Here is a 13,029-nt window from a genome sequence, read left to right as displayed (position 1 = left end):
GTTAAGTTCGTTGTGTGAGCCAAACGCAAAAACTCATGGTCTGACTGAAGACAGAGGAAAGGAGAGCTTGCCATGGCAAAAGACGATGTGATTGAAGTGGAAGGTACGGTAATCGAGCCTTTGCCGAATGCGATGTTTCGGGTAGAATTAGAGAATGGGCACAAGGTGCTCGCTCACGTCTCCGGAAAGATTCGCATGCACTTTATCCGCATTCTGCCTGGGGATAAGGTAACGGTTGAACTGTCGCCGTACGACTTGACACGCGGACGCATTACGTACCGCTACAAATAAGCGAAACCCCTAGAAGAGGGAGGCAAGAACCATGAAAGTGAGACCTTCGGTTAAACCGATTTGCGAAAAGTGCAAGGTTATCCGTCGGAAAGGCAACGTAATGGTTATTTGTGAAAATCCTAAGCATAAGCAAAAACAAGGGTAATCAAGGAGGTGCTTTTAACACATGGCACGTATTGCAGGCGTTGACTTGCCTCGCGAAAAGCGCGTGGAAATCGCTCTTACCTATATCTTTGGTATTGGCCGTCCCACGTCCCAAAAAATTCTGGCCGCTACTGGCGTAAATCCGGATACTCGCGTTCGTGACCTGACCGAAGAAGAAGTCAGCAAACTGCGCGATTACATCGACAAGAACCTGAAAGTGGAAGGCGACCTTCGCCGTGAGGTCTCCCTGCACATCAAGCGTCTGATGGAAATCGGTTGCTACCGCGGCATCCGTCACCGCCGTGGCCTGCCGGTTCGCGGTCAACGCACGAAAACCAACGCTCGTACGCGCAAAGGCCCGCGCCGTACTGTAGCGAACAAGAAGAAGTAAAGGAGGGTAATTGGACATGGCGAAAAGAAAACAAGCGACTGCTACTCGTACCCGTCGTCGTGATCGCAAAAACGTGGAAGTCGGCGTAGCACACATCCGCTCCACGTTTAACAACACGATCGTAACCATCACTGATCCGCACGGCAACGCAATTTCCTGGTCCAGTGCTGGTGCCCTCGGCTTCAAGGGCTCCCGCAAGAGCACGCCGTTCGCTGCGCAAATGGCTGCTGAAGCCGCTGCGCGCGCAGCAATGGAGCACGGCATGCGTTCTTGCGAAGTGCTGGTAAAAGGACCGGGCGCAGGCCGTGAAGCTGCGATCCGTTCCCTGCAAGCAGCAGGTCTGGAAGTAAACATGATCAAAGACGTGACACCGATTCCGCACAACGGTTGCCGTCCGCCAAAACGTCGCCGCGTGTAACGGGTTTATATCGTTCAGAACATGTCCATACTAGAATGGTAAATTCTGATTCAATGGCTTGTCATGCACGCAAACGGTAAACCGCCGGGGAAATTCCTGAGTGGGCTGGATCAGCCCACCCAAGAATTTCGACGTTTTGAAGGAGGGTTTGTTTAATGATAGAAATAGAAAAACCGAAAATCGAGGTTGTGGAAGTAAGCGACGACAACTCGTACGGGAAGTTCGTTGTTGAACCTCTGGAGCGCGGATACGGTACCACTCTTGGCAACTCGCTGAGACGGATTCTCCTCTCGTCTTTGCCAGGCGCGGCAGTGCGCACCGTTCAAATTGACGGGGTCCTTCACGAGTTCTCTACGGTTGAAGGCGTTGTGGAAGATGTGACGGAAATTATCCTGAACATCAAGGGCCTGGCACTGAAGATTCATTCCGATGAAGAAAAAGTCATCGAGATTGACGCAGAGGGCGAAGGCGTCGTCAAAGCGGGAGATATCCGCGCCGACAGCGATGTGGAGATCTTGAACCCTGATCTTCACATTGCAACGTTAGCAAATGGCGGTCGTCTGCATATTCGTATGACAGCTGGACGTGGACGTGGATATGTTCAAGCAGATGGTAACAAATCGGAAGACCAACCGATCGGTGTGATTCCGATTGATTCGATTTATACGCCGATCAAGCGTGTCAACTATCAAGTGGAAAATACCCGCGTCGGGCAAATGACCAACTATGACAAGTTGACGCTTGAAGTATGGACAAACGGCAGCATCAGTCCGGAAGAAGCCGTTAGTCTCGGCGCCAAAATCATGACGGAGCATCTCAACCTGTTTGTCGGCTTGACCGATGAGGCGAAAGATGCGGAAATCATGGTGGAAAAGGAAGAGGACAAGAAGGAGAAAGTGCTCGAGATGACCATCGAAGAGCTCGACCTCTCTGTCCGTTCCTACAACTGCTTGAAGCGTGCCGGTATCAATACCGTGCAAGAGCTGACGCAGAAGACCGAAGAGGACATGATGAAAGTGCGCAACCTGGGCCGCAAATCCCTGGAAGAAGTGCAGGAAAAGTTGGCTGAGTTGGGCTTGTCCCTGCGCAGCGACGACTAGGGCAGGCTGAATGCGCCTGAACTCCGTCCTCACGGGTATTCCCTCTGGAGAGGGGATTTCAGATCTGGCTCGCGAAAGCCACAGCTGAGCGATGTCAGTGTGAAAAAGGAGGTAAGAACATGGCATACCGTAAATTGGGTCGTCGTAGCGCGGCGCGCAAAGCGCTGTTCCGCGACTTGGTAACCGACCTGATCATTAACGAGCGCATTGAAACTACTGAGATGAAGGCGAAAGAACTGCGCTCCATCGCTGAGCAAATGATTACGCTGGCCAAGCGCGGTGACCTGCATGCTCGCCGTCAAGTCGCTGCTTTCGTTCGCAAGGAAGTAGCGAATGAAGAAGGCCGCGATGCGGTTCAAAAGCTGTTCGATGAGATCGCGCCTCGTTACAAAGAGCGCAACGGCGGTTACACCCGTATTCTGAAGACAGGTCCTCGCCGCGGCGACGCAGCACCGATGGCGTACATCGAATTCGTGTAATAACACAGATTGATTGTGAAAAAGGGTGGGGACAGACTCTGGTCTTAGGCTGGACTCTGATTCATGCCCTTTTTTCTTTTCTTGTTCAATTCCCTGTCCAAGGCTGGGAGGATGTGAGCGCCTCATGAAGGAGGAACAACTGCTGGCTTTCCAGGGCGTCTCTTTTGCCTACGAGAGCGAGGTAGGAGCTGCCGTACCGGTGCTGAACGGGATCGACGTGGAGATTGCCAAAGGCACTTTTGTCTCCGTCCTCGGTCCCAACGGCTCGGGCAAGTCGACGCTGGCCAAGCTGTCAAACGGTCTCCTGCTTCCAAACGAGGGAGCTGTGATCGTCAGCGGCATGGACACCAGGGACGGCGAGTTGCTCTGGGAAGTGCGCCGCCACGTCGGCATGGTGTTTCAAAATCCGGACAATCAGATTGTGGGAGCCACTGTGGAGGATGATGTGGCATTTGGCCTGGAAAACATGGGCGTGCAGCCGGACGAGATGCGCCGCCGTGTGGACGAGGCGCTGGCGGCCGTCGGGATGGAGCGCCACCTGCACGACCAACCCCACCACCTGTCAGGCGGTCAGAAGCAGCGGGTGGCGATTGCCGGCATCATGGCGATGCGCCCATCCGTGATTATTCTGGACGAGGCGACAGCGATGCTGGACCCCCAAGGACGGCGTGATGTGCTGGCCTTGGCCCGCAGGCTCAACCGGGAAGAGGGAATTACGGTGGTAAATATCACCCATTTTCCCGAGGAAGCCGTCTTTTCCGACCGGGTCATCGTCATGAGCGGCGGGCGGATCGAGTTGGACGGTTCCCCTTCCGAGGTGTTTGCCCAGCCGGAGCGTCTGCAGGAGTTGGGCTTGGACGTGCCGTTTGCCGTCCGGCTTCGCCGTGCGCTGGCGGACGAGGGGGTACAGCTTCCGTTTGTACTGCACCAAGAGGAGCTGGTGGAGCACCTATGCAGATTACTTTTGACCAGGTAAGCCACATCTACGCAAGAGGAACGCCGTTTGAACGGCTGGCGCTGCGCGACGTCTCGCTGACGATTCCATCGGGCTCGTTTGTGGGCATTATCGGCCAGACGGGGTCGGGCAAGTCCACACTGATCCAGCACCTCAACGGTCTGCTGCAGCCGACGTCGGGGACGATTACCCTGGGGGACGTCAAGGTGACCCCGCGGGAAAAAATGCCCCATGCCCGCCGGCGCGACATCGGTCTCGTCTTTCAGTACCCGGAGTACCAGTTGTTTGAAGAAACAGTGGCCAAGGATGTGGCGTTTGGGCCGCTCAACTTTGACATGCCGCCGGAGTTGGTGGAGATTCGGGTCCGGGAGGCGCTCGAAATCGTGGGACTCGACTATGATTGGGTCAAGGACCGCTCCCCGTTTCAGCTGAGCGGCGGGCAGATGCGGCGTGTGGCGATTGCCGGCGTATTGGCGATGCAGCCCAAGGTGCTGGTATTGGACGAACCCACGGCAGGGCTTGATCCCGCCGGGCGCAAGGCGATTTTGGAAGGCATATACCGGATTCATCGCGAACAGCGGCTCACCACCGTGCTGGTCACGCACAGCATGGAGGAAGCGGCCCGCTACGCCGACCGGCTGATTGTCATGGCAGAGGGACAGGCCGTGCTGGAAGGCAGCCCGGATGAGGTGTTCGCGCACGCCGATCGGTTGCGGGAACTGGCGCTGGACGTGCCGGAGACAGTGGCGCTGGTCACGCAATTGAACCAACGGCTGCCGGAAGCGGAACGGCTGCCTTCGTCCCTCTATCGGGAGGAAGCGCTGATCGAACAACTGTTGGCCCGGCTGTCCGTGACAAAGGAGCGATAGGCCATGCTGCAGCATATTGCGATCGGCCAGTACGTGCCGGGACAATCGTTTCTCCACCGTACCGACCCCCGCAGCAAACTGCTGTTCGTGATCCTGTTCGCCGCGCTGGTTTTTTGGGCCAACAATGCGGCCACCTATGCCGTCCTGGTGGGGATTGCGCTGGCTGGCATCCTGTTGTCCCGCCTGTCGCTGACGTATATAGTAAAAAGCCTGCGCCCTGTCTGGCTGCTGATCCTCTTTACCGTGGTCCTGCACCTCTTGATTACCAAGGGAGGAGAGGTCTACTTTAGCTGGGGATGGCTGAGCGTCGAGGAAATGGGCGTCAGGCAGGCGGTGTTCATCTCGCTTCGCTTGACGCTGCTCGTGCTGATCAGCTCCCTGTTGACGCTGACGACGTCTCCGATAGACCTGACGGAAGGGTTGGAGCGGCTGCTCGGTCCCGCCGGCCGGATCGGCGTTCCTGTGCACGAGATCGCCCTGATGATGTCGATCGCGCTTCGCTTTATCCCCACGCTGATGGAGGAGACGGACAAGATCATCAAGGCGCAGACGGCTCGGGGAGCCAATTTGACCGAGGGCAGTCTCGTTCGCCGCGCCCGCAGCCTGATGCCGATCGTCATTCCGCTGTTTATCAGCGCATTCCGCCGGGCGGAAGAACTGGCTTTGGCGATGGAGGCGCGCGGTTATCGCGGAGGCGCGGGGCGCACGCGTCTGCGCAGGTTGAAGTGGAACTGGCGGGACGGCTGCATGGCTGCGGCGGCGTGCGCACTTACGTTTGTGATAGGATGGTGGCGCACATGAGGCGTTTGAAGTGCGTCGTGGCCTACGACGGCACGGATTACAGCGGGTTTCAGGTACAGCCCGATCAGATTACGGTGCAGGGCGAGATCGAAGCTGCGCTGCGGCGGATCACTGGAGAGGAGATCCAGATTGTCGGTTCAGGCCGGACTGATGCCGGCGTCCACGCCCGCGGCCAGGTGTTCCACTTCGATACCGCCAGCGGCATTCCGCTCGAGAAGTGGGCGTTTGTGCTGAACAATCAGCTTCCCGATTCCATCGTCATCCGCTCGGTTGAAGAGGCGGCTCCGACGTTTCACGCTCGTTTTGATGTCAAGGTCAAGGAATACCGTTACTGCATCGACAACGGACCGACCCCCGACGTCTTCCGCCATCGCTATGCCGACCATATCCGCCACTCGCTTGATCTGGAGGCGATGCGGCGCGCTGCGGCTCACCTGGTTGGCGAGCACGACTTCACGTCGTTTTGTTCGGCCAAAACCTTTGTCGAGGACAAGGTGCGGACCGTGTATGACCTGCGCGTGGAGCAGACAGGCAGCGAGATTTGGGTCGTCTGCCGGGGCAACGGGTTTTTGTACAATATGGTGAGGATCATCGTCGGGACTCTGGTGGAAGTGGGCCAGGGCAAGCGCCACCCGGATGAGATCAAGGACATTCTGCAGGCGCGGGACCGGGAACAGGCCGGAAAAACGGCGCCCGCAAAAGGGCTGACGATGTGGGAGGTTACCTATTGACGCTGGGCGGCCGGTTCAAGGTGGGGCAGGCGATTTTCCAGCCGTTGGGGAGGAACTCCGCACTTGACTCTGCCTTTCTTATGTAGTACGATATCTCTTGGTATTTTCATACCCCGCTAGCCCCACTCTAGCCCCGGGATTGAAAAACAAGAACGTGATTAAAATGAAACACCTGGAGATGTTGCTCACCCGTTACAAGCAGCATTCTCCGCTTCACGATTTCCATGATTCCAGATGGAACGGTAACAATTTAGGAGGGACAAACATGCGTACCACATATATGGCGAAACCGCTCGAAGTCGAGCGCAAATGGTACATCGTTGACGCAGAAGGTCAAACGCTCGGGCGTCTGGCTAGCGAAGTCGCTTCCATTCTGCGCGGCAAATACAAACCGGAATTCACTCCGCACGTTGACACTGGCGATTTCGTAATCGTGATCAACGCGGACAAAGTAAAACTGACCGGGAAAAAACTGCAGAACAAAATCTACTACTCCCACTCCCTCTACCCGGGTGGTCTGAAAAAGACGACAGCGGGCGACATGCTGAAAAAGAAACCTGTGAAAATGTTTGAACTGGCTGTAAAAGGCATGCTGCCGAAAAACAGCCTGGGACGTCAAATCTTCACCAAGCTGAAAGTGTACGCTGGTCCGGAACATCCGCACGCAGCACAAAAACCGGAAGTTTGGCAAATCCGCGGATAAGGTAAAGGGAGGAAAGACTCGTGGCACAAGTACAATACTACGGTACAGGTCGTCGTAAGCACTCCGTAGCACGCGTTCGCCTGGTTCCTGGCGAAGGTCGCATTGTGATCAACAAGCGTGACATGGATAACTACTTTGGGTTGGAAACCCTGAAACTGATCGTGAAACAACCGCTCGTACTGACCGAAACACTGGGTCGTTACGACGTATTGGTCAACGTAAAAGGTGGCGGCACCACCGGTCAAGCTGGTGCCATCCGTCACGGTGTAGCTCGTGCGCTGCTGAAAGCTGATCCGGAACTGCGCGGCGTCCTGAAACGCGCCGGCTTCCTGACTCGCGATCCGCGCATGAAAGAGCGTAAAAAATACGGTCTCAAAGCAGCTCGCCGCGCTCCGCAATTCTCCAAGCGCTAAGCTCAGCTGTTTCAAGGATTATTGCCCTTGGCCAGTATTGGTCAGGGGCTTTCCTATTTTTCCGCATCCTGTGTGGTTGGGCAGACAGATTGTATCTCCCGCGAGCCGTCATAATCGCCCGATTTTGTCCATATGTATGGAAAAGAGAATGGGACAAAGGGGACGGTGCAAGGTGGCTCGAAAAGTAGTCGGCTGGGTGCTTGCCTTTTTTTTGCTGCTGGTGTTGTTCACCTACGAAGCGCCGGATCGCTCTTCCTGGACGGCTTGGTCGCTGCCGCTGGCCGGTACGGTGATCGCCATTGATCCGGGACACGGCGGACCGGACGGCGGGGCCGTTTCTGCGGATGGGGCGGTCGTGGAAAAAGACGTGACCCTGGCCATCAGTTTGTATTTGCGCGATTTCCTGCAGCAGGCGGGTGCTTACGTAATCATGACCCGGGAGGAAGACAAGGACCTCGCTTCTCCGGAGGTGCAGAAGCTGCGGCAGCGCAAGTCGGAAGACATACGCAACCGGGTCAAACTGGTCAATGACAGCACGCCCGATTTTCTCGTCAGCATTCACGTCAATGCCATTCCCTCGCCGCGCTGGTCCGGCGCGCAGACCTTTTACTATCCGGCTTACAAAAAGAGTGCGGAGATGTCTTACCTGATCCAGGACGAAATTAAACGGGTGCTTAACAACACCGATCGCCATCCGATCAAAACGGATGACGTCTTCCTGATCCGTGAAGTGAACTGCCCGGCAGTGCTGGTGGAGGTGGGCTTTGTCAGCAACCCGGAAGAAGCGAAACGGCTTCGTTCCGTCGCGTATCAGAAAGCGCTGGCCAACGCCATTTACCAGGGCATACTGCGCCATTACTCGGGCGAGAAGGTGCCAAACCTGCCGTAAGCGCGCCCGCAAACGTGTCCAGCCCTGTTGGATATGCTATAATGGACGCGCGTACGACTGTAGACAATTGGCTAAAGACGCGTTTGACAAATATTGATGCCTGAGGTGGACGATATGTTGACCAAAGAACAAGTGCTGGAAGCGCTGCGTGATGTGAAAGACCCGGAACTTAACCGCAGCCTGGTGGAATTAAACATGATTCGCGACATCCGCATCGACGGAGATACGGTCAGCCTGACTGTCGTGCTGACGATTACCGGCTGTCCGCTGAAAGCGAAGATCGAGCAGGACGTCATTGATGCGCTCAAGCAATTGGGGGCCAAGGAGGTGCGCCTCCAGTTCGGAGCAATGACAGACGAGGAGCGGGCCGCTCTGAGCGCCCAATTGCGCGGGGGACAGACACCGCCGTCTGCTCCTGCTGGACAAGCGCCGCTGTTAAACCCGATTCTGGCCAAAGACTCCCACACCACTTTTATCGCCATCACCTCCGGAAAAGGCGGCGTCGGCAAGTCCACCGTCACCGTCAATCTGGCCGTCTCGCTGGCCCGCTTGGGTAAACGCGTCGGCATTATCGATGCGGACATCTACGGGTTTAGCGTACCGGACATGATGAACATCGAACAGCGCCCGACGGTGATCGGGGAGACGATTTTGCCGGTGGAGAAACTTGGCGTGAAAGTGATGTCCATGGGCTTTTTCGTGGAGGACAACTCGCCGGTGATCTGGCGCGGTCCGATGCTGGGCAAGATGCTGCGCAACTTCTTCACGGAAGTGCACTGGGGCGATGACCTCGACTACATGCTGCTCGACCTGCCGCCGGGAACGGGGGATATGGCCCTTGATGTGCACACGATGATTCCGCAAAGCAAGGAAATCATCGTGACGACGCCGCACCCGACAGCCTCGTTTGTCGCCGCTCGGGCGGGGGCGATGGCCAAGCGGACCGGACACGAGATTCTCGGGGTCGTGGAAAACATGGCCTGGTACGAAGCCAAGGATGGCTCCAAGGAGTACGTGTTTGGCAAAGGGGGCGGGGCGAAACTGGCGGAGGTGCTCAGCACCGAACTGCTGGCCCAGATTCCGCTCGGTCAACCGGACAACCATCCGGCCGAGCCGGACTATACGCCGTCCGTCTACCGGGCTGATTCGCCAATCGGCAAGCTGTATCTGGATATGGCCAAGCGCGTCGCCGAAAAGTGCGAAGCCGGCGGACAATAAGGGAAAACATAAAGGTGGGCTCTTGATCCGAGCTCACCTTTTTCCTTAGGATTGGCCTTCTCCGCTGTCTTCGCCGCCACTTTTGCTCTTGCCTTTTTTCATGGTTTTGGGTTTCATCATGTCTTCCGCGGCCTTGGTCATCAACGTCATCATTTCGGCCTGGAACAGCGGGCTTTGCAGCGCTTCCTTCATGATCTGCATGGTTTGTTTCCGGTAGGCGGAGCTTTTCATCAGGTCCATCAAGTTCTTTTCAAACTCTGGGTCCCGCATGATGCTGAGCATCAGTTTCTGATACTCGGGATCCTTCATCAGGTCTTTTAACAGCGCCTTGTGCTCGTTCTTCATCGATTTGGCCAGTGTGCTGGTAAATTTCGGGTCCTTGAACGCTTCTTTGATCTGCGGATTGTCCGGCTTGGAAATGCTCTGAATCAGGGCGGTACGCACCGTGGATTCGTCCATGATGATGTTTTGCTTAACCGATTCGTCCTTCAACATGTTGATTACGGATTGTTTCGCTTCGTCCGTCTTCAAAATGTCCAGGACCATGTCCTTCATGCTTCTATAATCAGGCTGTGCCGTGTTCTGAGCCTGTCCGCCGACGCCGCAGCTTGTCATGACCAGGCTGACCGCCAGCAACAACCAAAACGGTACGGTTCGTTTCCTCATGGGCGGTGACCTCCTTTACCCGGTTACCTTTAACGTGCACCGATTGTTTTGTTCTTACGCTAGTATTTTCTTGCATGGGTTGGTACAATCATTATCGATGTGGATAGGAGGGACGTACGGTGAGTCTGCGCAAGTATGGCTGGCTGTTTGTAACCACCCTGCTGCTTGGCGGGTTGGGCGGAATTCTGGTTGGCTTGATTTTCGCATCGGATAAATTGCTGGAAGGCGGCATGGCCAATTTTTTCATGGGTTCGTTCATGCAAATGCTGTACGGCATGACCATCAGTATTGTGGCGCAAATGGGCTTTTTTGCCTACATGATGATTAATTACCTCGCCCGGGGGTTGTTCAAGACTGCCTCGTTGTGGAAGAGCATCCAGGTATTTTTGGTATTGTTTGCATTTTTTGATATGGTATACCTGCGTTACACGCTGTTGGGCGAAGACGGCTCTGTCTGGCCGTTTTTCGTGGAGCCGTTCCTGCTGTTGCTGGTCGCTGTTGTCACCGCATACGGAAAAGCGCGCCTGACCAACCAGACTGCATGGGTACCTACGCTGTTTTTTATGTTCGTCTTTTCAGCCATCGAATGGATTCCTGCGTTGAAGCAATTCAACGTGCATGCCACGTTGTCAATGCTGGTGCCGCTCTTGTTCTGCAACATCTGGCAAGTCATGCATTTGCATCGTCTGGTAAAACGGGAAAGCTGACCGCTGTCTGCGGTCAGCTTTTTTCCTTACTTGACTTCCTTGCTTTGCACCTTGGAACCGGCAATCAACTCTGAGACGGTGACGAACTCGTAACCGTCAGCCCGCAGCTTGTCAATAATCTGTGGCAGGGCAAGGTGTGTCTGCTTGCAGGAATCGCTGGCATGGAGCAGGACGATGTCACCCGGGTGGGCTTTGGACAGAACGTTGTTTACAATCGTGTCGACGCCGGGATTGGTCCAGTCCTTGGAGTCGGTGTCCCACTGGATGACCGTGTAGCCCATCTCATGGGCAATACGCAGCACGCGCTTGTCAAAGTCCCCGTTCGGCAAGCGAATCAGCCTGGGCTTTTTCCCTGTCAGTTCGGTCAAGATTGTGTGGGCTCTGCCGATCTGGGAGCGAATTTCCTCGTCTGTGTATTTGCTGTAAAAGTCGTGTTTATGTCCGTGCGACCCGATTTCAAATCCGTCGTCAACGATCCGCTTGACGATCTCCGGATGACGTTGGCTCCATGCGGAAGACAGGAAAAAGGTCGCTTTGTTTACCTTTTTTTCCTTCAGGATGTCCAAAATGGGGACGGCTCTCGTTTCTCCCCAGCTGATGTCGAAGGTCAGGGCGATTTTTTTCTCTTTGGTATCTACCTTGTAAATGGCTTGGGGGACTTTGCTGCTGTCCGAGATGACGGTGATGGAATCCCGTTCGGCATAGGCGATGCCAGCGGCCATCAGAAGAGCAGTGAAGATGATCAGCACCTGTTTCAAGCGTTTCGTGCTCAAGACGAACATGTATTTCATGACGGCACCTCCTTTGTCCCCTTACAGTTTATGCCGGATTGAAGAGGATATTCTATGTACGCACGGGTATAGTTGCGGTACACTGCATATAGTGTACTAACCAGGCTGTAAAGGAGCGTACTCACATGAACACTCGATTGCGACGCCTGTGGACGGACAACAAATGGTACTTTGTGACTGCCTGCCTGCTGTTTTTGGGCGGAGCCATGGTCGGCTATCTGCAATCCCCAGCCGTGCAGGAGATGGTCAACCGCATGGTGGACGAAATGAGGGAGTTGGTCCAGCGCAGCAAGGAAAGCGGCCTGGGGGTAATGGGTTTGTTCTGGACGATCTTTGTCAACAACGTCACCAGTTCGTTGATCATGATGGCGTTGGGGCTGTTTTTTGCCATTATTCCCGTGATCGGGATGGTGGCCAACGGCGTGATGTTCGGCTATATCCTGGCGAAGACCGGTGCTCTGGGAATAAACCCGTGGCTAGTCCTCGCGGCCGGCATTTTGCCGCATGGCATCATTGAGCTGCCGACGGTCCTGTTCGCCGCCGGTGTGGGCATGCGGTTGGGCGTGCTCAGTTTGCGTTCCATTGGCGGACTGTTTTGGCCAAACAGTTGGGAGCGGGTAAAAAAAGACTGGTACGACGTGTTGAAACAATTTCCCGTTGTCGTGCTGACCGTGATTGCCCTGCTGTTTGTGGCGGCAGTGGTGGAGAGTGTGGTGACCCCGTTGATTCTCGACGCGACCCTTGGAGAGCAGCTTCGACAGTTAAAATGGACGCAATAGCGATGGCAAATGCCCTCTGATCAGCGGATCAGAGGGCATTTGTTGTGGGACCGGGGCAATCACGGCATCTGATGAACCGGGTACCCAACATGGCAAACTGACGTTTACCGACATGACATGTACGTGATGAGACGGGGTGCGTTCCATCTTGTTGATCGTGAATATGCCTGAAAGCGGTTGGAAATGATAAAGGGTGACTCGATGAGGCGGAGGTCGATATGGTTGCTCGGTTTTTTGTTTAGTGCAAAAGAAGTGCAAGAACTGGAGTATCTGCTGAGGCGTGAACTGGAAGAGATGTTGTTGGACTTTGGTGACAAGCGGATTGATTATCTGGTCAAGCGGGCCATGGAGGAAAGGTATTCGATTATCTTTCGCATGTACGCCCGCATCGCCCCGCCCAACGAGCTCTCCAAGTACGTCAGACGCAGAAGTTCACAACAGGAATATTTTACCTGATAATTTTTTTGAAAAAACCTATTGACTCGATAGGGGTACACATGATAGATTAGTTCTTGTCCTCGAGAGAACAACTCAATGATGATGAGGGTTCGAGGCGAAAACAGCAATCATGTTCCTTGAAAACTGAACAGCGAACGCGTTGAACGAGCCTAGCAATTCTTTTTTTTGAAAGCTAACGATTCAACTCAACTTTATTGGAGAGTTTGATCCTGGCTCAGGACGAAC

General features: G+C 55.0%; 19 protein-coding genes. 17 read left to right on the top strand and 2 right to left on the bottom strand.

From position 1 onward, the window contains the following. The first annotated feature begins 72 nt into the window (after positions 1-72). The 14 genes from infA (at position 73) to KDN35_RS17015 (ending at position 9,402) form a co-directional block, all read left to right on the top strand. Entirely contained in the window at positions 73-291 is a 219-nt protein-coding gene (gene infA, locus KDN35_RS17080) for a translation initiation factor IF-1 (protein WP_003333772.1), read from the top strand. A 31-nt stretch (positions 292-322) separates the two neighbouring features. Continuing rightward, the gene (gene rpmJ, locus KDN35_RS17075; RefSeq protein ID WP_003333770.1) at positions 323-436 is read left to right on the top strand and encodes a 50S ribosomal protein L36; all 114 of its coding nucleotides are present in this window, start codon (positions 323-325) and stop codon (positions 434-436) included. Between the two features lie 21 nt (positions 437-457). Then, positions 458-826 carry a 30S ribosomal protein S13 gene (gene rpsM, locus KDN35_RS17070; protein ID WP_171567178.1) on the top strand — a complete coding sequence of 123 codons (369 nt, stop codon included), beginning with the start codon at positions 458-460 and terminating at the stop codon, positions 824-826. A gap of 16 nt (positions 827-842) precedes the next feature. Beyond that, positions 843-1,244 (top strand): 30S ribosomal protein S11, encoded by a 402-nt coding sequence (rpsK, locus tag KDN35_RS17065; RefSeq protein WP_171567179.1) that lies wholly within the window; start codon positions 843-845, stop codon positions 1,242-1,244. A gap of 155 nt (positions 1,245-1,399) precedes the next feature. Continuing rightward, complete coding sequence (locus KDN35_RS17060; protein ID WP_029101045.1) at positions 1,400-2,344, top strand: DNA-directed RNA polymerase subunit alpha; 945 nt, start codon at positions 1,400-1,402, stop codon at positions 2,342-2,344. 119 nt (positions 2,345-2,463) lie between these two features. Further along, on the top strand, positions 2,464-2,823 hold the full coding sequence (gene rplQ / locus KDN35_RS17055) for a 50S ribosomal protein L17 (protein ID WP_171567180.1): 360 nt from the start codon (positions 2,464-2,466) through the stop codon (positions 2,821-2,823). 124 nt (positions 2,824-2,947) lie between these two features. Then, positions 2,948-3,799 (top strand): energy-coupling factor transporter ATPase, encoded by an 852-nt coding sequence (locus KDN35_RS17050; protein ID WP_171567181.1) that lies wholly within the window; start codon positions 2,948-2,950, stop codon positions 3,797-3,799. After that, positions 3,775-4,647, top strand: coding sequence for an energy-coupling factor transporter ATPase (locus tag KDN35_RS17045; protein ID WP_171567182.1), 873 nt, complete (start codon positions 3,775-3,777; stop codon positions 4,645-4,647). The genes KDN35_RS17050 and KDN35_RS17045 overlap by 25 nt, the downstream gene beginning before the upstream one ends. A gap of 3 nt (positions 4,648-4,650) precedes the next feature. Next, complete coding sequence (locus KDN35_RS17040) at positions 4,651-5,448, top strand: energy-coupling factor transporter transmembrane component T family protein (RefSeq protein ID WP_171567183.1); 798 nt, start codon at positions 4,651-4,653, stop codon at positions 5,446-5,448. Next, positions 5,445-6,179: a tRNA pseudouridine(38-40) synthase TruA gene (gene truA / locus KDN35_RS17035; RefSeq protein WP_212133356.1), complete on the top strand. Its 735-nt coding sequence runs from the start codon at positions 5,445-5,447 to the stop codon at positions 6,177-6,179. Before KDN35_RS17040 ends, truA begins: the two co-directional genes overlap by 4 nt. A 265-nt stretch (positions 6,180-6,444) precedes the next feature. After that, the gene (rplM, locus tag KDN35_RS17030) at positions 6,445-6,882 is read left to right on the top strand and encodes a 50S ribosomal protein L13 (protein ID WP_171567185.1); all 438 of its coding nucleotides are present in this window, start codon (positions 6,445-6,447) and stop codon (positions 6,880-6,882) included. Between the two features lie 20 nt (positions 6,883-6,902). Further along, a complete protein-coding gene (gene rpsI, locus KDN35_RS17025; RefSeq protein ID WP_171567186.1) occupies positions 6,903-7,295 on the top strand; it encodes a 30S ribosomal protein S9 in 393 nt (130 codons plus the stop codon). 172 nt (positions 7,296-7,467) lie between these two features. Further along, on the top strand, positions 7,468-8,184 hold the full coding sequence (gene cwlD / locus KDN35_RS17020) for an N-acetylmuramoyl-L-alanine amidase CwlD (protein ID WP_268255214.1): 717 nt from the start codon (positions 7,468-7,470) through the stop codon (positions 8,182-8,184). Positions 8,185-8,298: 114 nt separating this feature from the next. Next, positions 8,299-9,402: an Mrp/NBP35 family ATP-binding protein gene (locus KDN35_RS17015; protein WP_171567188.1), complete on the top strand. Its 1,104-nt coding sequence runs from the start codon at positions 8,299-8,301 to the stop codon at positions 9,400-9,402. A gap of 45 nt (positions 9,403-9,447) precedes the next feature. Here KDN35_RS17015 and gerD read toward each other — a convergent pair whose 3' ends face one another. Beyond that, positions 9,448-10,068: a spore germination lipoprotein GerD gene (gerD, locus tag KDN35_RS17010; RefSeq protein ID WP_171567189.1), complete on the bottom strand. Its 621-nt coding sequence runs from the start codon at positions 10,066-10,068 to the stop codon at positions 9,448-9,450. Between the two features lie 119 nt (positions 10,069-10,187). Between gerD and KDN35_RS17005 the strand changes: the two genes are divergently transcribed. Continuing rightward, the gene (locus KDN35_RS17005; protein ID WP_171567190.1) at positions 10,188-10,775 is read left to right on the top strand and encodes a KinB-signaling pathway activation protein; all 588 of its coding nucleotides are present in this window, start codon (positions 10,188-10,190) and stop codon (positions 10,773-10,775) included. Between the two features lie 26 nt (positions 10,776-10,801). Here the strand turns inward: KDN35_RS17005 and pdaB are convergent, their stop codons facing one another. Further along, entirely contained in the window at positions 10,802-11,566 is a 765-nt protein-coding gene (gene pdaB / locus KDN35_RS17000; RefSeq protein ID WP_171567191.1) for a polysaccharide deacetylase family sporulation protein PdaB, read from the bottom strand. 125 nt (positions 11,567-11,691) lie between these two features. On the opposite strand from pdaB, the gene KDN35_RS16995 reads away from it, so the two are divergent. Both KDN35_RS16995 and KDN35_RS16990 read left to right on the top strand, forming a co-directional pair. Beyond that, entirely contained in the window at positions 11,692-12,345 is a 654-nt protein-coding gene (locus KDN35_RS16995) for a stage II sporulation protein M (protein WP_171567192.1), read from the top strand. 222 nt (positions 12,346-12,567) lie between these two features. Then, the gene (locus tag KDN35_RS16990) at positions 12,568-12,801 is read left to right on the top strand and encodes a hypothetical protein (RefSeq protein WP_171567193.1); all 234 of its coding nucleotides are present in this window, start codon (positions 12,568-12,570) and stop codon (positions 12,799-12,801) included. Positions 12,802-13,029: the final 228 nt, after the last annotated feature.

Origin of the sequence: Brevibacillus sp. NL20B1 (assembly GCF_018195675.1) — a bacterium.
In the GTDB taxonomy this organism is placed as follows: domain Bacteria; phylum Bacillota; class Bacilli; order Brevibacillales; family Brevibacillaceae; genus Brevibacillus; species Brevibacillus aydinogluensis.
This window is presented reverse-complemented; position numbering and strand designations above follow the sequence as displayed.

Bases quoted from the DNA above. Each gene is read 5' to 3' on its own strand.
- infA (WP_003333772.1), top strand. From the start codon at position 73: ATGGCAAAAGACGATGTGATTGAAGTGGAAGGTACGGTAATCGAGCCT.
- rpmJ (WP_003333770.1), top strand. From the start codon at position 323: ATGAAAGTGAGACCTTCGGTTAAACCGATTTGCGAAAAGTGCAAGGTT.
- rpsM (WP_171567178.1), top strand. From the start codon at position 458: ATGGCACGTATTGCAGGCGTTGACTTGCCTCGCGAAAAGCGCGTGGAA.
- rpsK (WP_171567179.1), top strand. From the start codon at position 843: ATGGCGAAAAGAAAACAAGCGACTGCTACTCGTACCCGTCGTCGTGAT.
- KDN35_RS17060 (WP_029101045.1), top strand. From the start codon at position 1,400: ATGATAGAAATAGAAAAACCGAAAATCGAGGTTGTGGAAGTAAGCGAC.
- rplQ (WP_171567180.1), top strand. From the start codon at position 2,464: ATGGCATACCGTAAATTGGGTCGTCGTAGCGCGGCGCGCAAAGCGCTG.
- KDN35_RS17050 (WP_171567181.1), top strand. From the start codon at position 2,948: ATGAAGGAGGAACAACTGCTGGCTTTCCAGGGCGTCTCTTTTGCCTAC.
- KDN35_RS17045 (WP_171567182.1), top strand. From the start codon at position 3,775: ATGCAGATTACTTTTGACCAGGTAAGCCACATCTACGCAAGAGGAACG.
- KDN35_RS17040 (WP_171567183.1), top strand. From the start codon at position 4,651: ATGCTGCAGCATATTGCGATCGGCCAGTACGTGCCGGGACAATCGTTT.
- truA (WP_212133356.1), top strand. From the start codon at position 5,445: ATGAGGCGTTTGAAGTGCGTCGTGGCCTACGACGGCACGGATTACAGC.
- rplM (WP_171567185.1), top strand. From the start codon at position 6,445: ATGCGTACCACATATATGGCGAAACCGCTCGAAGTCGAGCGCAAATGG.
- KDN35_RS17015 (WP_171567188.1), top strand. From the start codon at position 8,299: ATGTTGACCAAAGAACAAGTGCTGGAAGCGCTGCGTGATGTGAAAGAC.
- gerD (WP_171567189.1), bottom strand. From the start codon at position 10,068: ATGAGGAAACGAACCGTACCGTTTTGGTTGTTGCTGGCGGTCAGCCTG.
- pdaB (WP_171567191.1), bottom strand. From the start codon at position 11,566: ATGAAATACATGTTCGTCTTGAGCACGAAACGCTTGAAACAGGTGCTG.
- KDN35_RS16995 (WP_171567192.1), top strand. From the start codon at position 11,692: ATGAACACTCGATTGCGACGCCTGTGGACGGACAACAAATGGTACTTT.